Here is a 25,989-nt window from a genome sequence, read left to right on the forward strand (position 1 = left end):
TATTTTTCTTGCTATCGATTTTTGTCCTAACGTGAATTTATCGGATTTCTATGCAGGAGTTAAAAATGGCTATACGGTATGTTCAGAGACCAAAAAACTTAGTATTCAATTTTTATTCAAATTTCAGTTTGGGTATATTAATTGAGAATTTTTGAAAAACGCTATCGGAAAAAATATTGATTTTCAAAAAAATACTGCGGAATGTAGGTAATAGAATGTAGGTAATAATATTTATTTTTAATTTTTCCGGATTATTTAATATTTTAAAAATTATAAAAAAAAGTCAATCTGTTAAGATGTGTATTCTTGAAAAAAGTTTGAGGATTGTGACTCATGATGAAAAAAGAGGATTTATTGTTATTTATTATCTCCTAGTTTGTTATTTTTACTTTTGATTTATGGCTTGTGTCCTTGATTCTTTACTTCAGTCTCCTTCTATTTATATAGCTCACAGATGTTCTTCCGCGAGGCAAGGAATATATATTAAAGCTACTGTGTGGGACATCCTTTAAAAATTATTTTGCTTAAAATCTCAGATATCTTACTAGTGAACACTCTTTTTTCATATGTTTCAATAATAAGCCGTCTCCTGTCTTTCATTCTTATTATATATCTAATCTGTTTCTTCTATTTTTCTTTAACTGTTTAAAATTGTTTTAACACATATGCAAATAATTTTATAACATAACGATCTAAATTACAATGCAGACTATAGAAAATTATTTTTGTAGATAAAAATAATTTCCTTCTACTGTTTGCACCGGGGGGAATTCGTGTATATTGGAGATAAATTGTCTACAAAACTGGTGAATTATCTCTGAATCCAGTATTCTTATTACATAATCGGGTCCTATAGCCTATTGGCTGATACCTTTGCTAGGACTTGTTCTATAGTCTTGAACATTTGGAGAGTGGATACTATCTACAAAATTTTGTTTTATAAGCTTAGGTACAGTGTAATTAAATTAACTAATATATTGGTTAACATTATAAAAATATGTAACAATTGTTCGGTCGATCACATATCCGCCAGGCAAATTAGAGTAAAATCCTGCCTTATATACACATGTAATAATTGTGTAATGTTAAACTATAGGTGATACATTGTTGGAAAGAAACTTAGAAGCCAGAATTCTGGCAGCATACATCATACTATTACTTCTGATGTGCACAGTAACGACCAGTACCGCGGCCTCCGGTGAATCTTCAACAATAACCGTGGGTAAATCTGGTGCAGTTGATTACTTAACTACGAATTACAAAACAGACAGTGCTTGCATCCAGGCAGCTCTCAATGCTGCAAAGAGTGGAGATACAATTATAGTACGAGAAGGGAAATATAATCTCGTAAACCAGGTCTCACAGCAGAACAAAGACCTGTGCATAATCGGTGAAGGGGATGTCATTTTTAATATTAATACCGGTATTGCAAGCCAGCCCGCATTTTACATTTATGGTAAGAAAATAGATACAGAGTATCTGGCAATTAATGCAGCTAAAGGCAAAACCCAGATAGTTTTAAATGATGCATCCAATGTACAGAAATTTGACCTTATTAAGATATGGAAAGATGTGCAGTGGTGTCCGGATGATTACCCACAGCAAAAAACAGGTGAAATGTATCTGATAGAGAGCGTTAGTGGAAATACCGTAACATTAAACCAGCCATTAATACGGGATTATAGCACATCGGACAATTCTGTTTCTGAAATCTACCGACCAATTAGGGTACAAATTGACAATATAAAATTCCAGAATTGCGATTCTACAGGTGACCTTGAAGGCTTAGCCCTGAGATACTGTAAGGATTCTTCCATTACTAACTGCTGGTTTGATGATAATGGCCAGGCTTCGATCCGGCTTTTCTCCTGTTTTAATGTAGAGGTAACAGGAAATTTCATAAGCGATTCAAATCGTGCAGGTAGAGGATATGGAGTATCAATAGCTGATGCAACTGCTTTTGTAAATATTCACGATAATCAAATAGAGAATTGCAGACACTGTATTATGAGTGGAACAGGGAAGTTTAAAGCTCTGAATAGAGATATTATAATCTGGAATAATACATTAGTAGGTTCATCTGTTACTGATGCGAATGTCATTGATGCGCATCCAATGACAATTGATTATACTGTGACTGAAAATACCATCTATCCGAAGCCAGGTTTTTATGCATTTTACGACGGGACACTTAAATCGGTGTTCTCGGATAATTATGTATACGGAGGCGGCGGAGTAAAGAGACGTGGAAGTGTTGATGATGGTCAACATATCATAAAAGACAATCGCGTTGAAGGCGGCACTTTGTACCAGACTGCTGGAAATGGAGTTGGGGATACACTCCAGATCATCTCGAACGTAAATGAAAATAGCGTGTATGGTGTGAATCTTTATAATGAAGACTATCGCAATGTGGTTATAGAAAAAAATACATTCAATAGTTTATCAGTGAATGGGATACTTCTTGCAATGCAGCCGACCACAACGGATTCTATGAATGTTACTATTTCAAATAACATAATCAGTAATGCCCAGAAAAACGGGATGTATCTGAAACGTTCAAATGCCAATAACAAAATGAATCTGGAAATAAAAAACAATACTATCAAGAACGTGAATTTAGTGTCTGAATACCATAATGGAATATATCTGGTTGACACATGGAGAGCTAACGTTGAAAATAACTTTATTTACGATGAAAAAGGTACTATGTATCTGGGAATCCGTGAGACTGGTAGCAATGCCGATTGGAACTATATCCATGATAACATTATCAGTGGTGGTAGCAAAAGTATACGTACTGTAGGGAAAAATACTATATGTGAGAATAACTTTGACCCGGCTGAAGCCCCGGTTAACCATGCTCCGATAAACGATGCGGTAATAAAGGGAAATATCTCTGACTTTCTTCCTTTAATACAGGATTCCCGTCTCCGTGAAGATTCTCCTGGTACGGTCTTTAAGGACGTGCCTTATATAGACCTTGGAGGAATGGACGGAGTTGGTGCTTATAGAAACCTGCTCTTATTTGACTTAAGTGAATATGATGATTCGGATTTGATCGAAAAGGCTACCCTTTCCCTCTTCTGGTACTACCCTGCCGGAATTGAAAGACCAGAGGATACCATTGTTGAAATCTACCGGCCGAAATCCTGGAACCCTAGTTATGTTACCTGGAACAACTGTGACCTTAACAAGCCTTGGGGCATTGCAGGTGGAGAATGGTTTGGTAAGAATAATGTAGCTCAGGGCAGCATCCCTTACGCAACAATAACCCTTAAAGGAAGTAACCTTCCTGACAACAGCTACCATGAACTTGATGTAACTGACCTTGTAAAAGAGTATGTAAGCGGGAAGTACGAAAACACCGGTTTTCTGATTAAAGCCCGTACAGAAAGCGGAAATTATGTAGCTTTTTACAGTAGCGACTGCGGAAACGAAAGCCAGATACCAAAGCTTAAAGTGACAAAGAAAACTGTATATGAGACTATTACTGGCACAAACGACAACCGCCTGCGTGAAGCTTCTCCTGAGACTGTTTTCCAGGATAAACCCTTTATTGATGTAGGAGGAATGAGTGTTGGCAGATACAGAGATGTAATGCTGTTTAACCTGAGAGACTATACCAACTCAGATATTATTAATGCAACCCTTTACCTGTGCTGGTATTATCCAGAAGGAAGTTCAAGACCTGAAGATACCGTAATTGAAGTTTACAGACCTGCTTCTACCTGGAACCCCAACTATGTGAGCTGGAATAAAAAGGACAAAGATATCGAATGGAGTACTTCAGGAGGAGACTGGTACGATAAAAACAGTGTCCTGCAGGGAAGTGCTCCTTATGCCATACTGACTCTTGAAGGAAGTGATATTCCTGACAACAGGTATTACAAGCTGGATGTAACCGATCTCGTAAAAGAGTACACCAGTGGAAAGTATGAAAACACGGGATTTCTGATAAAAGCCCGCACAGAGAGCAATAACTATATTGCATTCTATAGCAGTGACTGCGGAAATGAAAGCCAGATGCCGAAGCTAATCTTAGAACGAAGGATGTAAACTTCCTGGACTATATCAGGGATGGATAAATAGTATAACGTATTGGATGGAAAGAAAACCATCCAGCTACGGAATTTTTAAGGCACTTTTCTTGAATATGAATTCTTCGTTTGGTTATATATCTTTAGCTTATCTATTTATCCTTTAGCTTATCTATTTATCCTAACTTTGACAGTTACCACTATTTTTAACTTCATTTTGGTAGATAAATAAAACGCATATGAAATTCTTCGAATAACAGGCACAAAGAAATGAAAGTACTTTTTTTTCCTTACCTTTTTTACCTATCAACCTCATCATTCTCTTGGGCAGTAAGGTTGTACTTATTTTGGTTCTTTGAAGCCGTGATAAAACTAACCAGTGAATTGCCATCGAAGGCTCAAATGTGACTTTGATCACGGATGCTAAATTGGCCTTTGAGGCAATTCTACTGCCCAAATTAATTTGGTGATCTAATTTGGTGATCTAAATTGGTTGAAGTCATTAACAAAGCTTGTGGTTTAGACATTCACAAACTCTTTTTCATTGCTACAATCCTCAGTAGATCTGGTGAAAAACAGCAACAATATTTCTCTAGAACCCCTGACGAAATTTTAGCTTTTAAAAACTGGGTTATATCAGATAAATGTGACGTTGTTGCCTGTGAATCAACGAGTGACTTTTGGGTTCCGATTTATGATGCGTTGATAAAACATCTACCTGTTATAGTTGGAAATGCCCGAGATATGAAGGCGTTTACACACAAAAAAAACAGATAAGATCGATTCCGAATTCATCGCACAACTTGCATTGAATAATATGATTCAACCATCAAGAGTTTTCCCAAAAAACCATAGAACATTTCGTTCATGTATCCGGCTTCGCCATAACCTTGTACAAAAAAGAACAGATATAAAAAATGAAGCTCACGCTCATACTCGCACCTGAAATGTTTAATCTGAAGAATGTGCTAACAGATATTTTTGGGAAGAGTGGTAGAGCAAATTCTATCAGGAATTGTTCAGGTAAAAGCGTTGACCAGATTATAGCAAGCCTTTCCCCAAATGTTCGTAAAAAAAGTGATCAGATAAGGGAAAACTCTGGACAGAGAAATCTCTCAAGGTGCTGCATTCAGGCTTCAGATCTGTCTGGATATCATAAAGCATCTTGACAATGAAATCAAAATTTTGGAAAAAGAAATATTCAATTATGCTTATAAAAATCATAAGCAAGAAATGGAAATTTTAATGTCTGTTCCAGGAATAGGAGAACTTGGAGCGGCAACTCTTATTGCTGAAATAGGCGATTTCAAAGATTTTTCTTCAGGGGATAAGCTTGCTTCATGGCTTGGCATAGTTCCGAATGTGTACCAATCAGCGGATAAATACCATAACGGAAGAATCACTAAGAGAGGATCTAAGGAAGCAAGGTGGATTCTAACACAGATTGCTCAGGCAGCAGCAAGAACAAAAAATAGCAGGTTAAAAGAGTTTTTCAACAGAAAAAAGAAGTCGATTGGGCATTCAAAGGCAATTATTGCCCTGGCAAGAAAAATTGCAACAATTATATGGCATCTGATCACAAACGAGGAGATGTATGAAGATGAAACTGGATATAAAAAGGGGGAAATTCAAAAGAGAAAGATAGTGGAGACTGAGATATTCTCAGTTGATGAAAGGATCAAAATAATGAGTGAAATATATGTAATTGCGAGAAATGAAGAAAGAGAGAGTACGTGAGGAAGATCTCCTCATATACTTTCATGCTAAAATAAGTGCTCTTTGTTTTGTCTTATTTGATCCAATGAATAAAAACATAGAACCAAGAGCATTTCCTACAATTCCTAACAAGAATATATATCTTCCTATTGGAACAACAATGGCTGTTCAATACTTTTTTGAAAAGCTCAATTTTTACGACATTTTTAGCAAGTATATAAGTAAAGGCCTCAACATCAATAGTTTACTGATTGGATTGGTGGGCTATAAGCTCACTGAGAATTTCAGTATTAAGGAAGCAAGAACTGGATGAATCAAGCTGAAGTTCTCGACTTCTTAAACCTTAATATCTGGTCATATCCAGGAAAATAGGATGCATGTTAAGCGCTAAACGCTTCTTCAAATCAGCAACTTTTGGTTTCAGTTTGAAATGGAACTTACAGTATTCTTTCAATTCCATTCTCATGTTATCTCCATAACAAATCTTTGGGGTTTTCCAAATCGAATAACTCTAACTTCCACGCTTCCTCTGAACTTCTCAATGCTGTTTTTTGAATTCTTAATTCGAATAAAATTCCCTATTTACTCCCCGTTTTCGGTCAGTATACAGGCTTAATGAATATTCTTTGTTATCAATACCAACATTCAGATATACTTCTTCGAGCCCCACAAACTAATTTACAGACTGAGAACCAAATACTCTTTGTTCTCTACAGATCATAAGATCGTGAGAAGTATTGTTTCTAAAATTATTACTTTTAATTTTTAGCTTCTGTGGTCTATTCATTAAACGAAGAAAATTTAGGAACAGTTTATTGATTATTGTAGCAAGATTGTTAGTATATTTATATAGGTATTTCTTTATTTAATCATTCCATTCTATAAATTACAAGTATTAATTTAATAAATTTCAGTACAATAGTCACTTTTTCTTTATGAAACCGAACAATATCCAAAGGTATTTATATTTATAGGTTCAATTCGCAAATCAACCTGATAAACTAGGAAATGTTGAGACGAAGTTATATATCTCACTATTTTTCTAGTAAGTATTTCATTATAAAATGATTATTAGTGAGTGTAGTAGAATTTACATATAGTAGTTCCGAATTTATTTGTTTGGGTTAAATTCTTCAGTTTAGGAAAACTCAAGTTCAGGCAGACTCAAGTAAAACATGTACCCGGTTGTGATGAATGGACACGTATGAGGAGAGTTTTCCGAAGATTGCAGTTATCCTTCCTGCTTTTATCAGGAGATGGAGATAGGGACAGTCGTGCTGATCACAAGGCGTTACACAGACCGGGTAATTGTTGTAAATAATGGCATTTCAGATCAGTGTGTAGAGTTGGTCGAATTTGCAGGAGCCGAGGGAATTCGGGATTTTACGTACATGAATAAAAATTTCTCTTTAAAAAAAGGTATTGAAGCTGCAAAAGATGCCGATATCCTGGTTACGATGGATGGATGTCTGTAGAGATCCATAACTAATCCCGAAAATGATCATACCTATCTGAGAAGGGAACTTTGACCTGAGATGGTAGGGACTGGCAGACGTCACAGAGGTCTCAAAAACGCTTTTATGGTCAATAATTAAAAGATAGAAGGATGCCCTGTGGGATTCCTGGCATTATCAAAAGTCCGTCTTAAGGAACTTGGCCTTTCCGATGTCTATCTTAATTCCATTCGTTCCATTATGTCATAAAAGAAAATTAAATAATTTGTATATTTTAATACATCCGGATCGCTGGAAGTCAAATGTTATCAACTTGAGCTTTTTCTGGCTAGAGGATTTTGTATTAAATTCAGGAAAAATACTTTTGATGGCTGTGAGAACGTGAAATTCATTGACAAACTTATCCATAAACTGATCTTAAAAAAGGGTTTCAAATATTATCAAGAAGACAAATATTTTATAAAACAGGTTTTGAAATTTTCGGAAAATAAAAATATAAAGGTTCTTGACGTTGGTTGCGGAAATGGACATTATTCGTTTCTGTTTGAAAGTTACGGAGCAGAAGTAACTGCTTTTGATTATAATGAAGATTTAATTAAAAAAGCGAATGAGAAAAAGAAGGAGCTCAACTCAAATGTAGAGTTTCTGGTTGCTGATGGCAGGTATCCAGAAAAGTATTTCACTGATAAATTTGAGATTGTGTTTCTTTCTGGATTTGCATTATTTGGTATTAACCAGAACAGAGAACTTATGGAAAAATATCTATTATTGCTTGATAAAGGGGGTAAATTGATATTTGTTCATAGTTCCAATTTAACAGGGGACATTAGGAAGACGCGCTGGAGAAACCATAAAATAGAAGAGTTGAAATCATTTTTTGAGAGCCTGGATTGTACAATTGAAGAGATTTACTTTTACGATAGGCATATTAATATAAAATTATTTCATTCTTTTGTATTCAATGGCCTTTCGACAAAAATTCATATTTTAATATCGAGAATAACAAAATTACCCTGCTCTTTAGTCTTTATTGTAAAAAGGCAGGTCAAACCACAGAATCATGTATTTAGTTCAGGGTAAAATAATTTTGAGAATGGTGAGGAAATGAGAATACTTTTCAATATATGCCATCCTGCTCAAGTTCATTTATTCAAGAACTTACTCTGGGACCTTGAAAAAAAAGGTCACAAATGTAAAATTACAGCCGTTGAAAAGGAAGTTTCATTGAATTTGCTTGATGCCTACGGGTTTGAATACGAGGTCGTAGGAAGTGCGAAATTTACTTCTTTTTCAAAAGCAATGGAATTGATAAAAATAGAATATATGTTGTACAAGATTGCCAGAGTATTTAAACCTGATATTCTAGTTGGCGGCGTGGGAAACGTGCATGTTTCACACCTTGGAAAATTAATAGGTAAAACTTCTATTGTATTTGACGACACCGAACACTCAAAGATTGAACATCTTTTAATGGACCCCTTTGCGACTGTCATCTGTACGCCAGCAAGTTACAGGATTAGCCTTGGCAATAAACAGATACGATATGAAGGAAATCATGAACTTGCATATCTTCATCCTCACTATTTTACACCTGACGCCAGAGTTCTGAACGATCTTGGAATAAAGGAAAATGACACTTTCATAATACTAAGATTTGTATCATGGGGAGCAATTCATGATGTCGGGCATGCTGGTTTAACTCTAGAGGATAAAAGAAATGCTGTAAGAGAATTAAAGAAATATGGGCGTATTCTTATAACTTCGGAAAAACCTCTTGAAAAGGAGTTTGAGATGTACCGGATTAACCTTCCACCGGAAAAGATGCATGACCTGCTATATTATGCAACGTTACTTTACGGGGATAGTGCAACAATGGCTTCAGAATGTGCAGTCCTCGGAACACATGCGATTTTCTGTGATTATGCAGGGAGGGGGTACACAGACGAAGAAGAAAAAAGATATGGATTGGTGTATAACTTTTATAATGAAAATTCGATGGGTAAGGATTCTTTAGTCAAAGCGCTGGAATTACTGAATAATCCTAATCTAAAAAGAGAAGGCAAACAAAAAAGAGAAACATTGCTTGCTGAAAAAATTGACGTGACCAAATTTATGGCAGATATTATAGAAAAATACGGTGGCTTGTAGTTGAATCCTCAAGATATGCAGTTTTAGGGGAAATAATATGTTTCAAAAACCTTTGTTTATAACTGCCCATCAATTAGGAGAGCGGGGATTCTATCCATTATATAAAAAATTGGTCGACTCTCAGTGGAAATCTTACCCTGAACAAAAAAAAGATCAGGAAAAACAACTGAAGCATGTGATTGTTTTTGCATATAAAAATGTGCCCTACTATCACAAACTGTTTAATAAATTGAAACTGGAACCCAGTGACATCAGAAAGATTGAAGACCTCGAAAAACTTCCTATCCTTACTAAAGATACCATCAAGCAAAATTTTGAGGATTTTAAACCAGTTAACCTTAGTTCAATCAAATACTATCTAAATTCAACAGGTGGGTCCACAGGTAATCCCCTGCAGTTCAGATTATCAAAATATGATAGGTTTTTCAACGGAGCCTCACTATATCGTGGGTGGGGGTACGCAGGATACGAATTGGGGGATAAGATGGTGTTCTTGGCAGGTTCCTCTCTGGACATAGGTTCCGGATCTTTTGTTGTCCAGAAAGCTCATGAAATTGTAAGAAATCTTAGGAAACTGTCCTCTTACGATATGAGTACCGAAGATATGCAGCAATATGCAAAGACAATTAACTCATTCAAACCTCAATTCATAAGAGGTTATGCTTCTTCGTTAAATTTTTTCTCAGAATTCCTTAGTGAAAACAAAATTGATGTTATTACTCCTCAAGCAGTTTTCACAGCTGCAGAAAAATTAATTCCTCACATGCGGAAAAACATTGAAAATGCATTTGGATGTGAAGTATTCGATGGCTACGGGCTGAATGATGGAGGCCTGGGAGCTTATGAGTGTAAGGAACACAATGGCCTCCATATTGACACAGAGCGGAGTATCCTGGAAGTTGTGGATGAGAACGGTTCTCAACTGGAAAACGGAACTGGAAGGATTATTGCAACAAGCCTTCATAACTATGCTATGCCATTCATCAGGTATGAGACTGGTGATATGGGGCATATTGTAAGTGATGTTTGCGGGTGTGGACGTGGCTCCAGATTGTTAAAGGAAGTTCTCGGAAGACAACAGGAAATTTTGCAAACTCCGGAAGGAAAGTTTGTTTATGGCGGTTTTTTTTCACGTATATTCTGGGAAATTAGTGGGGTAAAAGAATTTCAGATTATACAGAAAAAATTAAACACGATTACTATAAAAATGGTATTGGAAGAAAATTTTGATGAAAATCAACTGGATATTATTAGAAAGATAATTAAAAGTAAGTCTGAGCAATGGGAAATAGAATTCATCTATGTGGATGAGATAGAAAGAACAAAAGCCGGGAAATATAAATTTATATTAAGTGAGTTATAATTATGGCGTCAAAAAATTTGCTCGTAATATCCAATGATTTTCCAAACGCTGACAATAAGTATGTAAGAGAGATTTTTGTAAAAGAGCAGGTCATGTTTCTTAAAGAACACTTCGATAATATATATGTAGTGTCTCCGGTTGCTCATGGGATGGAACTTTTAAGAAAGACGCGTCATGAAAACTATACATTTGATAATGTACACGTATATTTTCCAAAATATATGAACTGTCCATTATTTTTTAAATACGGAAGAGATTTTTGGATCTATTTCGAAGAAAAGGCTGTAAAAAAATTAATTGAAGATGAAAATTTGCAATTTGATTTAATTCATGCTCACTTTACATGGAGAGCCGGAGCAGTCGCTGTCAAGTTAAAGGAAATGTACAAAGTTCCTGTAGTTATTACGGAACATACTTCCAGAACGTTTAATAATGCTGTAAAAAGGAAAGAGCCTCAATTTATAAGACCATGGAATTTGTGTGATGCAATAATTCGTGTTAGGAAGGGTGATATATCACTGTTTAAAAGCGTTGGAGTGCCTCTGGATAAGGTATACTACATCCCAAATGGCTATAGTCCTAAATCCTTTCCAGATTTAGACCAGCAAAGCTGCCGAAAAAAGCTTGGGCTGCCTTTGGATAAGAAAATAATATTGAATGTTGGAAGTTTATATGGAGAGGTAAAAGGACATAAGTATCTTATTGAAGCTATGAATGAAATCATAATGCAAAGAAAAGATGTAATCTGTTTCATAGTTGGTGGGGGGAAACTGGAGAAGAAGTTAAAAAAGCAAATTAGCTCCTCAGGTCTCGAGGATTACGTAAAGCTTACCGGGAGCAGACCATATACTGAAATTCCATTATGGATGAGTGCCTGTGACGTCTTTGTTTTGCCGAGTTTGCACGAAAGCTTTGGAATAGTTCAGATAGAGGCAATGAGCTGTGGTAAACCTGTTGTTGCAACATATAATGGTGGAAGCGAAGAGGTTTTGATTTCTGAGAGTTATGGTTATCTGGTTGAGCCGACAAAATCAAAGGAACTGGCAGAAAAAGTGCTTGTCGCTTTAGATAAAGAATGGAACAATGAACAGATAAAAAAATACGCCATGAATTTTAAGTGGGATACGATTGCGGAAGAAATTCTGAGAATATATAAAAAAGTTGGAGTTTGAAGCCTGTGAGAGTTTTACATGTAATGCCCTATATTCCTTATCCTGTAAGTGGAGCTCCTGTCAGAGATTATAATATAATAAAAAATCTATCTGAAAAAAAGATAGATTCACATATGGTTTGTAATTATTCTGTTGATAATAAGCTTGAGAATTCAACATACAACTTGAATCAGCTTGAAAAAGAATTGAACGCAAAAATATACACCAGAGAGGTCCCGGATTTATCTATACTCAAAAAAACGAAAGCCGTTTTTTTAAACAGTATGTATCCTCCTATTTATAGATATAATTCACCAGCAAATATAAGGAGTATCGAATCTGTACTAAAAAAAAGTCAATTCGATATTATTCACGCACAGCACACTATTGAGGCTGCACCTGTAATACAGGCTGCATCAAACTCCCACTTTAAAGGGTGTAAGGTTATTACTCTTCATAATGTTGATCACTTAAATTTTATAAGGCAAATTAATCACCAAAAAAGTTCCTGGGTTAGGTTTGCACACAAGCGTGTTGTTAAAGGATTTAAGGATCATGAATTAAAGATTATAGACCAATTTGATCACATATTTGTAGTTTCGGAAACAGATAAAGAAATATACGTATCCTGCAGAATCCCGGAAGATAAAATAGATGTAATCCCGAATGGGGTGGATTGCAATTTCTATAATACGGAAGAGTTTGCAACCAGTGTTCAATTATCCCATCCAAATATCTTATTTATGGGGAGTTTATCGTATAAACCTAATGACTTCGGAATTAAAAACTATTTAGAAAATGTTCATCCCGCAATAAAAAAGAAATTCCCGAATATAAAATTTTACATTATAGGTAAAAGCTGCCCTGCCTGGCTCAATGAGTATTCAAAGACAGACAATACTGTGGAAATTATAGGGTTTGTAGAAGATGTAAGACCTTATATCTTTAACGCAGATGTCTGCATTGCCCCGTTAACCAGCGGTTCGGGTACCCGTCTGAAGATACTTGAATACATGGCAATGAGCAAACCGGTGGTTTCCACAACAATTGGTGCAGAAGGCTTAGAAATTAGCAACAACAAAAATATTTTAATCGCAGACCAATGGGATACATTTGCAGATTTAATTGTTTCATTATTAGAAGATAAAGAATTTTCTGAGCGAATCGGTATCAATGGAAGAATACTGGTTGAAGACAGATATGACTGGAAAAAGCTCGTAGAAAAACAAGTAAAAGTATATAAAAAGCTGACCACATGTAATTCTTAATTCGCTACATATTAATTTTTAATTTATCACATATGATTCTTAATTCATCACATATGATTCTTAATTTTTTATGTATTACTCTGCTAAGCCTGAGTTCTAATCCTATTTTTAACCCTAATTTTGTCAAACTCCGCAAATCTGTGAAGTCAGATGATTGCGGTTTAGGGATTCTACCTTGAATCTAATGTGCTTATTTTATATAGGGTGTTTTGCCGCTCTTTTACGAACATTTCCAGTTACAGGTAGCTGCAGTATATCAATCCCCGGCTTGCAAGTACATAATTTATCATGAAGAGCTTATGTATCTGAAGGGCAGGACGCTGAGCCTTAAAAATTGAAAGATGAGAATTTTAAAGTTTATATATGGAATTATCATAGTTTGAATAAATCAGATTATTTTGATCAGATAATGGGATGTCAGTAATATTCCATTTCATGCCTTGTTTCGGTCCATACATAATCCCATAATTAACGTTTGGGTACCTTAAATAGACATAAGAACCTGGCTCTATCCTGCTATGATCGGTTAATATGGGTTCGCCGGGGATCATGCCATAGCTGAAGAATAGGAGTGCTGTGGATGACAGATCAGCATATATTTTTGTCGTTGAATTTCTGTTTTTAGATAACCATTTAGTACCAGTAACATCCTGGGATGGAAAATGCATTTTGTAGAAGACATATTTATGTTCGAGGTTATCTGAGTTTTTTGCCCATTCCCTATTAATAGATACGGAAGTAGGGTTATCATGTATTATTTGCTGACCAATACCGACATTAAAAATCATAAATACTGCAAAAAAGACAGATAAAATTTTTAATGACTTTTTATAAGATATTGGATGCGTATGGAGAATCTTAGATATCGACTGAAAAAAAGTAAATCCACCAACAACACAGAACATTGATAAAAAGATGGATGTTATGTGATACAACCTGTGGATATTCATACCTGTAGAAGAAGTGAAAAATGATGTGATCAGTACAGATAAAAATACAAATGAAAAACCAAAATATTCATTAGATATTTTAAAATCTTCTGGTTTAAGATATACAGTTATGAATCCTATAGCTATGAAAAATTGTGATAATAGATATAGCATTCTTAATATTTGCCCACTCAAAAAAGGAGATGTACTGGTAGCCAGTTCAACTGACCTTGTTGAAAATAAATCATCCATTATACTTTCATGAATGTGGCCGAATATACTAACTATTGTTTCCAATACAGATCCTTGTGTGAAATTGGTATACCATATGAAAACAATAATAGAGAATAAAAGCATAAAATTAATTGTGTATGTGTCACTTTTATGTTTTAAAACATAAGTCATAAATAAATATCCTACTGGCATAAACAAGAGTATCAAGTAGGATAATCCGTAATGAGAAGTAACCAAACCCAGTACAAATAAAACCATCAAAAGTCGTTTCTTAAATAAATCTAGGTTACTTAACATAATTAAGAAGATAAGAACAAAAAAGAATTCTGCAATTTGTTGTCTTGCTAATGCTAGCATTTCTGTAAAAAATGTATATATCGACATGAAATAAAATACTGATATAAAAGCAATTTTTTCATTTAGTATCTGTTTTTGGTATATATGGTAGATTCCAATAGGTACCATCGAAAAGATAAAGGGATATACTATTTTAAACACATATGTAAGTTCTAAATTGCATATCTCTGAATAGATGGGAGCAAGCATTACAATGCTTAGCATTGCATTGACATTTAAGGGAATTGTAGAGTCCCATAAAGAATTTCCCAAAACAAGGTTCGCAAAATAGTACTCAAAGTGAATATCCCAGCCATCTAAAAAAGTTGATGCTAATGAATTATGGTATAAGATGGAAATTGAGATTATAAATATTGAAAAGGGATATAAATTTTTTGGCAGCAAATCGGTAAATGTAACTATAATTAATACTATAATTATAAAAATTATAGATATTATTGCAAGTATATTTGTGTGATAAAAGTTAATGAGATAGCTCCCAATTATACTTAAAAATGGAATTGTGCATAAAAATAATAAAGGTAGGGATAATGAAGTTTTTGTAGTGCTGGAGTATACTTCATTATATTCATTTTTATCTCTCATATAGCATATGAGGGATAAAAATAATAAAATCGTACCTATTATTAAAGTTAAAGGAATAGTTGAGATAAGAGCATCCGTGAAAAAATAGCCAAGGCTGTTTATAAAAAAGCCTGAAAACATGATAAACAGCATGCTCAGTCCCACGATACAAATAAATGATTCAAGGAAAGTCAGTTTTCTTAATTTAAGAGCTCTATGCAGAACGATTCCAGGTACAAAAGTAAGATATACAAACCCGATTACTTGCCGTAAGATTGGAACGGGGAAATTTAGGAAGTCAAGCAATATTGAACCTACAAGTGCACAATGTATAGAGAATAAAAAGATCAAAAATTTTTTAGCATCGTAGTTGATTATTTTTTCCATTAAGTTCATATCCCACCTGGTAGAAAAATGAAGGCAAAACTAATTAAATATTTGATTATTTAAGGCTATATATTATTGAAACATTCCTTAAAATCTATCTAATAGAGACCTTCAGGCTTAGTTAACTTTTTTAGTACCTATCAATTTTAAAAATTTTTTATATGGAATATTAATTCCACTTTTTTTCCCAATTTCAACCAATATCTTGATATCATCTCTATCCAGTGATTTTGTATATAATATGGAAATAACATAAATTAGCAAAAAAATTGAATACGATATTGCCACTGCCCAGAATGTTGTAATAAACAGGCTCTTCACAAAATAAAAAATAACTGCGAGTAGTACTGACAATATAGTAAACCTCAAATAAATATTTGTAAAGGGATGTATATTCAAAAAATGATATAGTTTTACAGTCATGTATATTTCGACTACTGCAAAAGACAAAGCCGATGCAATTGCTGCTCCAACCATTCCAAAAGAGGGAATCAAAATTAGATTCAGCAGTATATTCAAGATGGCACTCATTAAAGTACAGTTCATTAAGAAGTAGGATTTCCCTATAGACATTAACGTATGATAGTTAAGACCAAAATAAGCGTTTGTTATAAATCCCAGGACTAAAACCTGGAAGACGGTACTGGCCTCAATATACCGAGAATCATAAAATAAATCTAAGATAAAATCTGGATATAAAAAAAACAAAAAAAACATCGGCAAAGTAAACATAAAAGACCATTTAGTTGACGTTGCATTAATGACCCCGAGTTCCTCAATTTGATTTTTACTATAAAGTTGTGAAATAATTGGAACGTAAAGAAAGCCTACAGAATTAATAACAACTGAAAGCAGACTGGCTATCGTGTATGCAGCACTATACATGCCAACTACTTCTGGTGTTTTAAAGTAACCGAGCATCAAAGTGTCAGTCCATGACATTATTGTAAGCAGTATGCTTACCGCGAGAAGTGGCATGGAATATATTAATAATTCTTTTGTAACGTGGTTTATACGTAGCTTGTTCCACTTTAGTTTGAACGGGGGTTTTTTGATAAAATAAATTATAAACGCCAGAAATGTAATTAGAATTGATATGACATAGACAAAAACCATATTATGAAACGGTAATCGTAAAAAAACTACAGAGGCCAGAAATAAGAGATAAGTAACCGGTCTTAAGATTTCGTTTAAACAAATTTTTATTTTAGACTCACCAAAGCCCCTGAAAATTGAGATAAATATGCTGATCAAAACTGACAGGGGAACCGCAATTAATAACATTTTAAAAACTGGGGAGAGTTCTGGGGAATTATAAATATTCACAGATATATAATCAGATCCCAGATATGCAATAACAGAAATTAAAATACTGGAAATTAACGCAATTACTATTGATGAAACAACTGTATCCTGCACATATTCTGATTGGTCTTTTGCTCTGAACTTTGCAATGTACCTTGTAGTCCCATCATATAAACCAAGTGTAGATATTGTAACAAATACACTCATTAGTGTAAAAGCCAGAGAGTAAATTCCATATTCACTCTGGGTTGTGAACCTTATAAAAATAATTCTACCTAAAAATCCTAAAGCCAAATTAATAATCATTCCAATAAATATAATAATAGCACTTTGAGCTACATTTGTAAGTGATTTGCTTATAACTTCAGACATTTTTTAGCTCGAATTCCTTTTTGGGCTCTAATTTTCTTGATTAATTTTTAATTGAACATTTCAACTTGTTGCTCTGATATAATTCTTTCTAAATAATCAACAATTTCGATGGTTGATCAATCGACATTTCTTTAGTCTCAGCAGTCATACTTCTTTAAGCTGTTCTTTAATTCATTAATTTCAGTACTTTGCTAATTTTCATTTAGTATAAATGAGGTTATTCAAAACCTATATATAGGATGAAAATGCCTCCCCCCATACCTCTTTTGCCAAATAAGTTTAGATTCAAACTTTAAATAGAATTAAAGTCATAGAAATATATTGATACGGTATTACAACCTCTTTCTGACCATGTTACTATTAAGATCAATGGTTATCTTACAAGTAAAGACATTTTTCGTACCACTACTAATATGTCAGTCAACAGGAATTCTGTTCATTCAGTCACAGCGCGATATCAGGATGTTGCGTTCGAAACATCTCTTCGATACCATCTCAATAAATTAAACATGGAAGAACTGGAGTTTTTTTAATTTTTTCTGGTTCTTCTCCAATTTCAAAAAAATCATAAAATTTTATCATAACTTGATTTAAAAAAATCATAAAATTTCATCATAACTTGATTTAAAAAAATCATAAAATTTCATCATAACTTGATTTAAAAAAATCATAAAATTTCATCATAACTTGATTTAAAAAAATCATAAAATTTCATCATAACTTGATTTAAAAAAATCATAAAATTTCATCATAACTTGATTTAAAAAAATCATAAAATTTTATCATAACTTGATTTAAAAAAATCATAAAATTTCATCATAACTTGATTTAAAAAAATCATAAAATTTTATCATAACTTGAATAAACCAATCTACCCATTTTGGAAAAGTTGATATATTCAGACAAGAACTTGTTCAATATTTTTAATAAATATCTGGTTTTTGTGGAAATTTTCATTAGCTACCGCTATAAGATTTCAAGTTTCGGTTATAAGTTTCCGTTTTTCCTTTCCTTCACTCAGAACCATATTGGAATCTTGCCCTCATTAAGGGTGAGAATCCTTTCCATTTACCAGTACTAAAACATCACTGATTTAAATAAATATATAATTTATAACAAAAATTAGTTAGACCACTATCTGTTTTAATTGATCTTGCTTTGTCTGCTATATCACATATCAAAGAAAATATCTGTTCTATTGTATTATCCGTCTCAGGTGTAAAACCTTTTTTCAAGAAGCTTACATTCTTCTTAAAAATCTCTTCTACGTAACAAATCACTTTGTAAAACGCTTCTTAAAGTTCCAGATTAGAGTCAAATTCTTGTATCTCTTGAATATATGCGACAGTGTCACGAATTTGCTGTAAATTCGAAGCCACGTTTTTGTTCATATAACCACGGTGAAGTTGCACAAGGAGCTCTTCCACAGAATGCAGTCAAGCCTTCGGTGTATATTTCTCCAATTTGTTGAGAATTGTGTAGACTGCATTGTCCATCATATCTAACATTCATTTGTTTCTCATAATATTCAGAAATGTAATTTGCAGAACCTATTCAGAAATGTAATTTGCAGAACCTATTCAGAAATGTAATTTGCAGAACCTATTCAGAAATGTAATTTGCAGAACCTATTCAGAAATGTAATTTGCAGAACCAGAAACACCAATAATCTGATCATGAAAAGGCTTCTTACAAGTAGGATAAATCAGTATGTAACATTGCGAACTATAATGCTGTAACTTGATAGAATAAAGTGAGTGTAAAGAGTTCACATGTAATTTACTGCCATAATCATTAAAATGAGTAGGAGAACATATGGAAAACATAGGATAGTATCGATTTTCAACCCGAATTTTTGGTAAGGGGATTAGAATATTACCATTAACTACCGTTTTTACCATTGACGTATCTATTACAAGGGGATTAGAATATTACCATTAACTACTGTTTTTACCATTGACGTATCTATTAAGATGTTTTCTTTTCTCCTAAATAGAGGATTCGTTGAAATATAATTGAAATTTTTCTGTTTTGCACGATTTAGATAGAATATCTTAAGATCAGAAAATAATAAAAAGTCTCAAAAAGTACTAAAGGATTGAGATAGAACTTATTCTTCAAGTAACTTCAGAAGCTTCCGGACTTTTTCGTTGTCTATGGAATAAAGCCTCATCTTTCCGTCCTTTCTTACCTTGATGATACCCCAGTCCTGCAGTTTTGCTAGATGCATCGAGGTATTGGACTGGGTCTTGCCTATGAGGTCAGGAATCTCACATGCACATTTTTCCCCTTCAAGCAGGACTTTTATGATTTTATATCTGGTTTCCTCACTCAGGGCTTTGAAAACCTTTACATTTTCTTCATTAATCATATAATCAATCATTGAATTATAGCCGTATAAATACTTTTCTTAAGGCCTGGTAAATATTGTGGGGTGCCTGTGGCTTGCAGGAGTCTGGACCATACATTGCCTCTAAAACTGGTTTGAGGTTCAAAAAATCCAAAACCCTGCCAAAACAGGTCCCTAAAAAAATATGTTAATTGTAAAAAAGAGCGAATTGAAGATCAATCGGACTGCAGTATCTCCTTTATCTTATCCAGGGCTTCTTTAACTTCTTCATCCTTGAGGTCCAGGTCTTTGCTTTTTTTGATCCCTAACTCGGAGATCACAATGTGCCTGTCAGGGACAAAACCGGCAAGCTCCAGGGTCTCTTTTGTGCAGTTTAAGGGGCAGCCGTCAATGGCTATGAGCCTTTCGGAACCTTCGGCCGATTTCATAAGGCCTTTAATCCTGCCGCCGATCCCGACTGTGCACATCATTTTCCCAACTTCCTGCTTTGTAAGTTCGATTGCGACTTTGTTTGCGATCTGGCCTACGTTGGACCCTCCGCTGCAGGCAAAGATCCCTACGTTTGCTGTCCCGCATGCACATTTTACTTCTTCTGACATTGTTTTTATACTCCTTTCTTTACATTTTTTCTGCTTTTGATTGTTACTATTGCTAGTATTTTGTCCCTGATTATTTTGAAAACCTGTAGTTTTCATTCCTTATTTTGCAATCCACTTTTTGATGTCTTCTACACTTGGGACTTTACCTGCGACTTTAACATCTCCGTCAATAACAAGAGCAGGAGTGATCATGACCCCATATCCCAGTATTTTGTCAAAGTCCTCTACCTTGACAATTTCGGCTTCAACACCCATTTCCTTGACAGCTTTTTCAGCCATTTCTTTTGTCTTATTGCATTTTGCGCAACCTGAACCCAGTACTTCTATTTTCATACATTTCACCTATTGCTTAATTATTTCTTTATTTATTGTGATATATTTAGATATAAGCTTCATGAAAATTATTTATGACATTATTTTGATTTGATCCATATTCTCTTTTTTCGTTTATACAAACATAACTCCGAATATATACCCTGAAACGGTCGCAATCAAAACCACGAGGGAGATGTAGGTCATGCCTTTTTTTGGCCCCATGATCCTGTTGATAACAATCATATTCGGTAGACTGAGTGCTGGACCTGCAAGGAGCATGGCAAGAGAAGGACCTTTTCCCATTCCAAGCAGCGTGAGAGCTTTGATGATTGGCACTTCAGTGAGAGTGGAAAAATACATGAAGGCTCCGGCTACTGAGGAAATAAAGTTTGAAGTAAGAGAATTTCCTCCCACAAAAGCCGCTACTAACTCTTTGGGGAGTACGACTACCGCAATCCCGGCAAAGAAAACTCCCAGCAGGAGCAGAGGGGTGATCTGTTTTATCAGGAACCAGGTTTCTCCCATCCAGCTTTCTATTTCTTCTTTTGAAAACCATTTTAAAGATAGGAATGCTGTAATTACCAGCATTGGGATCCAGACAAGAAACTGAGTTGTATACTTCCAGCCCCAGGAGGACATCAGCTCGGGGGCTATAAGAACTGCAATTAGCACAATAAAGAGTTCAACGCTGTGTTTATGTTCTTCTTCTCCGAAAGTCTTTATGGACTTGCGTTCGGTTGCTTTTCCTTCATACGCAAGAGCCATAACTAAACCAACAAGTACGGAAAGAAGAATTGCCGCAAAGGCACGGGCTGCTCCGAGGTCATATCCCAGGATTTTTGCCGTATAGACAATTGCAAGGATATTGATCGCAGGGGCAGAGAATAAAAAGGTGGTTGCAGGACCTATGCCTGCCCCCCGTTTATATATCCCTGCAAAGAGGGGAAGCACCGTACAGCTGCAAACCGCAAGGAGGCAGCCTGAAACCGCAGCTACCGTGTACGAGACATATTTGGGGGCGTCCGCTCCGAAGAACTTAAGCACAGATTCCTTGGAAAAGAGGGAGGCAATCGCACCAGCCAGGAAAAAGGCAGGCACAAGGCACATCAACACATGGAGTGCCAGATACTCCTGCACTGACTGAAGCCCTACGGATATGAGATAAGTGATATAATCAAGAGTCATTTTTCCACCAGGGGTATTTATCCAGATTTGTTTCTGTTATTTCAAATATATTTGAAAGAACCTATATAAAATTTCCTATTTCAAATTTATTTGAAATAACTTCTTGGTCTGTATTCTGTTTATCCTTGCAGGTATTTTTGAAATCGAAGGTGGATATCTGGTCTGGTTATGGTTGTGTGAAGGTAGTGGACTCGTTTTTGCATTTCTCGGAGCAGTAATCCTGTTTCTGTACGGGGTCGTACCTACTTTCCAACCTTCTTATTTCCACAGGATATACGTGACTTAATGAAGAATTTTTATCACTTCCTCTCTTATACGGGGCTTTTTTGTCGATAAAAATATACCTGATAGGTATTAAATTATAGGGGCATTGATTTCACTTGTGGGCGTTTTTGTAATGTTCTATATTCCGCGTTAAATTCATGGGAAGAGAAATGAGCCGCTTATACGGGAACTCTAAAGTCCCGGATAACTTCAAATAGCACAATTTTCAGCTCTCATTTCTTGGGTTCGTTTTGTGCCTCTTTTGCCATGTTTTTAATCATTTCCCCGACAAGTGTTGATTTTTCGCAGTGAGATGCTTCTTTTGGGCTGCAGTTTATGAGGACACCCATTAACCTGTCAGCTGTCCGATAAAACTTCATATCCTCCAGCTTGACAAGAAGGCCGGATAACTTTTCACTAAATTCCCTGCATTTTTCGTGGTCACAGACTGCCTGCTCATGCAGTCGGCTTACCCGTTCCAATTCCTCAATAACCTCACGTGGAAGCTTTTCAGCCATATAATACAGTCCTGTATGATGAATATTGTTGAAGCAATAGGTTTTAAGGGATTTATCAGTGAATCGCATCGTAGGTACATTCACCATGCATGGATATATCCAGGCCTGCAAGCTCTTCTGCATCTGAAACTTTAACCGGAGTTATTGCATTTATGAGCATCAGCATAATGTAGGTAAATATAAATGCATAGATTGAAGCACCTGCAACAACCACGAGTTCTTTGATAAAGAACGCAGTGCCACCGTAAAGCAATCCGTTAGATCCTGCCGGATTTATGGCGGTTGAAGCAAAGACTCCAAGGAGAATTGTTCCTGTTACTCCTCCTATTCCATGAACTCCCCATACGTCCAGGGCATCGTCCCATTTCATCCTGTTTTTAATATGTACCGCAAAGTAGCAGACAATAGCTCCGACGATGCCCATTAATGCAGCCACATGCAAGGAAACAAGGCCTGCTGCAGGGGTAATGGTCGCAAGACCTGCAACAGCCCCTGTCATAAGCCCTACAAATTTTGGTTTTTCTTCCTTATTATAATATATAGGTATGTTTAAATATATTGTCTAAGAAGTAAGTTACCTACTGGTGGTCGCAATGAAATATGTAATAGCAATAATAAGACCGGAAAGGCTTGAGTCGGTCAAACGAGAACTTCAGAAAGTCGAAGTAAACCGGTTGACAGTATCGGCAGCTTCCGGATACGGTGCGCAAAAGGGGCATCTGGAAGTCTACAGGGCACTGGAACTTGAAGTAAATCTCCTTGAAAAAATAAGGCTTGACATCGCAGTAAATGATAATTTTTTGGAACCGACGATCGCTGCGATCCAGAAAGGGGCAAAGACCAATAGCGGTCATATCGGGGACGGCAAAATCTTTGTTCTCCCACTTGAAGATGTCATCAGGATCAGCACAGGTGAAACCGGATCTGATGCTATTTGAGGTGAGGTAAAAATGGCTATTGTAGCAGCAGATCTTGTTTGGGTATTGATTTCATCCGCGCTTATATTATTCATGCTTCCAGGGCTTGCTTTTTTCTACGGTGGGATGGTCAGGCGTAAGAATGTCCTTAGTAGCATGATGCACTCCTTTGCCGCAATGGGTGTCATGACCATAGAATGGGTGGTAATAGGTTATTCTCTTGCTTTTGGAACCGGAAACTGGTTCATAGGCGACCTTGAACACGCATTCCTGCGGGGAATTGACCTTTACTCGGTATCAGGTACCATTCCCACATATGCATTTGTTGTGTTTCAGGGGATGTTTGCTGTAATTACGCCTGCTCTTATCTCCGGAGCCATTGTCGGGCGTGCTAAATTCAGTTCATACATCGCTTTCATAGCCCTCTGGGGGCTTATCGTCTACGCGCCTGTTTGTCACTGGGTCTGGGGCGGCGGCTTTCTTACTGGAGAAGCCCTTGACTTTGCGGGCGGCACGGTTGTCCATGTAACATCAGGTATCTCCTCCCTTGCAATTCTGGTCTTCCTCGGAAAGAGGAAGGGGTACGGCATCGATTCGATTAAGCCGCACAATGTTACCCTCACCCTTCTTGGTACAGGGCTTCTTTGGTTTGGATGGTTTGGGTTCAATGCCGGATCGGCTCTTGCCGCAAATGAGGTTGCAGGTCTTGCATTTATTACAACATTCATTGCACCCGCAGCTGCAGGCCTTTCCTGGATGGCGATAGAATGGATGTCCACTGGAAAACCAACAGCCCTGGGGTTTGCTACAGGCATCCTTGCGGGACTCGTCGTAATCACTCCCGCTGCTGGTTTTGTCACGCCAATGGCAGCTCTAGTAATGGGTTTAATTGCAGGGGTTATATGTTATAAGGCTGTGATGCTCAAAGGCAAGCTCGGGTATGATGACTCACTTGATGCTTTTGGAGTCCACGGGGTTGGTGGAATAACCGGCGCTATCTTAACGGGAGTGTTCGCAAGTGTGGGTGCCACAAGTCTTCTCCTTGGCGATTCGCACCAGTTGTTCATCCAGGTCGAAGGAGTTATTATTACGATTGTTTATGCGGTTGCTTGCACACTCATAATAGGATTGGTCCTCCAGAAGACCATCGGGTTCAAGGTTTCTGAGAGTGAAGAAAACATTGGGCTTGATAAGACACAGCATGGAGAATCCGCATATAACATTTGAGTGCAGGTAAATCTTTATCCGTACTTTTAATTTTTCTTCTCCTTTTTTTCAACCTTTTACCTGCATTCTTTTTTTGGTTTTTTTAGACTTTTTTGGTTTCTTTTAGACTTTTTTAGTTTCTTTTAGATTTTTTTCTTAAGTTCCTTCCATAAGAGAGCTTTTATTCTTTAAATCAAATTTAGAAGTATGTTCGGAGAAATTGGAAGCGTAAGAAACGAGGCAGATGAAACTTCCCTGCAAATTCTCTCCCTTTTCAGGGAAAGCATAAGCGAAATCCGCCTTAATGAGCCTGAAGCCGTATCAGCATATTTCAAAGAGGACTATTCACATTATATTGTAGTGCACACTCCTCTGAATATCCGGTTCCCTGAAAAAAAGGAGACGTGGAATTTGCGCTTTTGTAAGGATGCCGGAGTTTCGGTCGTGGAGCTGGTCGTAGCCGATACAGGCAGTGCTTACGTACGGGGCCTGATGGCAGTTAACGGGTCAAAGGTTTATGCTATCCTTCCTTTTACATCAATAGATGCCGAAAAAGCAAAAAATGCGAAGTTTCCTGAAGACCGCATGGCTCGCGTGAGGGCACAGGTGCTTACCGATGTGATTCCCGGAATAAAAGGGGGAACTATCCTTGATATTGGCAGCGGTTTTGGAACCCTTACAATGGAGCTTGCAAAAAATAACCCTGATTCCCAGGTCTATGGCCTTGATCTTCACGACTCCCTCACAGGGCAGGCACAGATGAATGCAGAAGTCCTTGGTATCGAAAACGTTGAGTTCAGGACCGGGAGTGCCTATGCCCTGTCTTTTGAAGAAGGTTCGATGGATGCAGTTACCTGTTTTTTGATGCTTCATCACCTTGAAGACATTAAATTCGCTCTTTTCGAAATTAAAAGAGTGCTGAAAAAAGGCGGGTTATTAACTGCAGTTGAGCCGCTGGCACATCACCACCACCACGGCCCTCAACTCTCGGAAGCTGCATGGAAGGAGCTTTTTGAAGATGTGGGTTTCAATGTGGAAACGGAAAATCTGGAAGGAGCAGTTGCCCTTAAAGCCGTAAAACGAGAATAAAATCCTGTAAAAGATGATGAATCAAGAAAAATAATCTCAAAAATGGATCGAAAGACTGTCAGGCACATGAATGTATCTCCTGTTACCTTTCAATCCATTCTTATACATTGCCCTATTTACTGATAATCGATACCTTGCTCAATCCTCTTATCTGTTAATATTTTGAAAATCTGTTAGGGAATGGACGCAATTTGTCATGATGCCTCACTTAACAATTTGTACTATTGATGTGTCGGATTTTATATTTTGGCATCTGTG

Annotated in this window: 19 protein-coding genes and 2 pseudogenes; 13 read left to right on the forward strand and 8 right to left on the reverse strand. The window is 36.2% G+C overall.

Translation table 11 applies throughout. From position 1 onward, the window contains the following. Positions 1-1,107 precede the first annotated feature (1,107 nt). The 9 genes and pseudogenes from MSWH1_RS17370 (at position 1,108) to MSWH1_RS03910 (ending at position 13,140) form a co-directional block, all read left to right on the forward strand. Positions 1,108-4,059 (forward strand): disaggregatase related repeat-containing protein, encoded by a 2,952-nt coding sequence (locus MSWH1_RS17370; RefSeq protein WP_052723125.1) that lies wholly within the window; start codon positions 1,108-1,110, stop codon positions 4,057-4,059. Positions 4,060-4,529: 470 nt separating this feature from the next. Further along, positions 4,530-5,777, forward strand: a pseudogene (locus MSWH1_RS03875) (IS110 family transposase). Between the two features lie 64 nt (positions 5,778-5,841). Then, positions 5,842-6,101: pseudogene (locus MSWH1_RS03880) on the forward strand (IS1634 family transposase); the annotation flags it as partial. A gap of 911 nt (positions 6,102-7,012) precedes the next feature. Beyond that, positions 7,013-7,231, forward strand: a complete 219-nt coding sequence (locus MSWH1_RS03885; RefSeq protein WP_048126249.1) for a hypothetical protein — start codon at positions 7,013-7,015, stop codon at positions 7,229-7,231. Between the two features lie 360 nt (positions 7,232-7,591). Beyond that, positions 7,592-8,290 (forward strand): class I SAM-dependent methyltransferase, encoded by a 699-nt coding sequence (locus MSWH1_RS03890; RefSeq protein ID WP_052722570.1) that lies wholly within the window; start codon positions 7,592-7,594, stop codon positions 8,288-8,290. 24 nt (positions 8,291-8,314) lie between these two features. Further along, positions 8,315-9,358: a DUF354 domain-containing protein gene (locus MSWH1_RS03895; protein WP_048126250.1), complete on the forward strand. Its 1,044-nt coding sequence runs from the start codon at positions 8,315-8,317 to the stop codon at positions 9,356-9,358. 37 nt (positions 9,359-9,395) lie between these two features. Continuing rightward, entirely contained in the window at positions 9,396-10,721 is a 1,326-nt protein-coding gene (locus MSWH1_RS03900; protein ID WP_048126252.1) for a phenylacetate--CoA ligase family protein, read from the forward strand. Positions 10,722-10,723: 2 nt separating this feature from the next. Further along, positions 10,724-11,893 (forward strand): glycosyltransferase family 4 protein, encoded by a 1,170-nt coding sequence (locus MSWH1_RS03905; protein ID WP_048126254.1) that lies wholly within the window; start codon positions 10,724-10,726, stop codon positions 11,891-11,893. A gap of 5 nt (positions 11,894-11,898) precedes the next feature. Continuing rightward, entirely contained in the window at positions 11,899-13,140 is a 1,242-nt protein-coding gene (locus MSWH1_RS03910) for a glycosyltransferase family 4 protein (protein WP_231591952.1), read from the forward strand. A gap of 350 nt (positions 13,141-13,490) precedes the next feature. Here MSWH1_RS03910 and MSWH1_RS03915 read toward each other — a convergent pair whose 3' ends face one another. The 6 genes from MSWH1_RS03915 to MSWH1_RS03940 form a co-directional block, all read right to left on the reverse strand. Continuing rightward, positions 13,491-15,611, reverse strand: a complete 2,121-nt coding sequence (locus tag MSWH1_RS03915; RefSeq protein ID WP_197074615.1) for a DUF2206 domain-containing protein — start codon at positions 15,609-15,611, stop codon at positions 13,491-13,493. 117 nt (positions 15,612-15,728) lie between these two features. Next, positions 15,729-17,288 (reverse strand): flippase, encoded by a 1,560-nt coding sequence (locus MSWH1_RS03920; RefSeq protein WP_048126260.1) that lies wholly within the window; start codon positions 17,286-17,288, stop codon positions 15,729-15,731. A 2,110-nt stretch (positions 17,289-19,398) separates the two neighbouring features. Then, positions 19,399-19,659, reverse strand: coding sequence for a helix-turn-helix transcriptional regulator (locus tag MSWH1_RS03925; protein ID WP_231585576.1), 261 nt, complete (start codon positions 19,657-19,659; stop codon positions 19,399-19,401). A gap of 194 nt (positions 19,660-19,853) precedes the next feature. Next, positions 19,854-20,237, reverse strand: a complete 384-nt coding sequence (locus tag MSWH1_RS03930; protein ID WP_048126264.1) for a putative zinc-binding protein — start codon at positions 20,235-20,237, stop codon at positions 19,854-19,856. A gap of 99 nt (positions 20,238-20,336) precedes the next feature. Continuing rightward, positions 20,337-20,570, reverse strand: a complete 234-nt coding sequence (locus MSWH1_RS03935; protein ID WP_048126266.1) for a thioredoxin family protein — start codon at positions 20,568-20,570, stop codon at positions 20,337-20,339. 114 nt (positions 20,571-20,684) lie between these two features. Then, positions 20,685-21,737: a permease gene (locus tag MSWH1_RS03940; protein WP_048126268.1), complete on the reverse strand. Its 1,053-nt coding sequence runs from the start codon at positions 21,735-21,737 to the stop codon at positions 20,685-20,687. A 103-nt stretch (positions 21,738-21,840) separates the two neighbouring features. Here MSWH1_RS03940 and MSWH1_RS17860 point away from each other — a divergent pair, with 103 nt between their 5' ends. Further along, on the forward strand, positions 21,841-22,023 hold the full coding sequence (locus MSWH1_RS17860; protein WP_231585577.1) for a hypothetical protein: 183 nt from the start codon (positions 21,841-21,843) through the stop codon (positions 22,021-22,023). Between the two features lie 211 nt (positions 22,024-22,234). On the opposite strand, the gene MSWH1_RS03945 is transcribed toward MSWH1_RS17860, so the two are convergent. Both MSWH1_RS03945 and MSWH1_RS03950 read right to left on the reverse strand, forming a co-directional pair. Next, positions 22,235-22,519, reverse strand: a complete 285-nt coding sequence (locus MSWH1_RS03945; protein ID WP_048126270.1) for a hypothetical protein — start codon at positions 22,517-22,519, stop codon at positions 22,235-22,237. Between the two features lie 55 nt (positions 22,520-22,574). Beyond that, a complete protein-coding gene (locus tag MSWH1_RS03950; protein ID WP_369798576.1) occupies positions 22,575-23,078 on the reverse strand; it encodes a hypothetical protein in 504 nt (167 codons plus the stop codon). Between the two features lie 34 nt (positions 23,079-23,112). Between MSWH1_RS03950 and MSWH1_RS03955 the strand changes: the two genes are divergently transcribed. The 3 genes from MSWH1_RS03955 to MSWH1_RS03965 all read left to right on the forward strand — a co-directional run bounded on the left by MSWH1_RS03955 (position 23,113) and on the right by MSWH1_RS03965 (position 25,731). Then, positions 23,113-23,457, forward strand: coding sequence for a P-II family nitrogen regulator (locus tag MSWH1_RS03955; RefSeq protein ID WP_048126271.1), 345 nt, complete (start codon positions 23,113-23,115; stop codon positions 23,455-23,457). Between the two features lie 12 nt (positions 23,458-23,469). Continuing rightward, on the forward strand, positions 23,470-24,663 hold the full coding sequence (locus MSWH1_RS03960; protein ID WP_048126273.1) for an ammonium transporter: 1,194 nt from the start codon (positions 23,470-23,472) through the stop codon (positions 24,661-24,663). Positions 24,664-24,849: 186 nt separating this feature from the next. After that, the gene (locus MSWH1_RS03965; protein WP_048126275.1) at positions 24,850-25,731 is read left to right on the forward strand and encodes a class I SAM-dependent methyltransferase; all 882 of its coding nucleotides are present in this window, start codon (positions 24,850-24,852) and stop codon (positions 25,729-25,731) included. The last annotated feature ends 258 nt before the right edge of the window (positions 25,732-25,989 follow it).

The organism is Methanosarcina sp. WH1, assembly GCF_000970005.1.
Taxonomy (GTDB): Archaea; Halobacteriota; Methanosarcinia; order Methanosarcinales; family Methanosarcinaceae; genus Methanosarcina.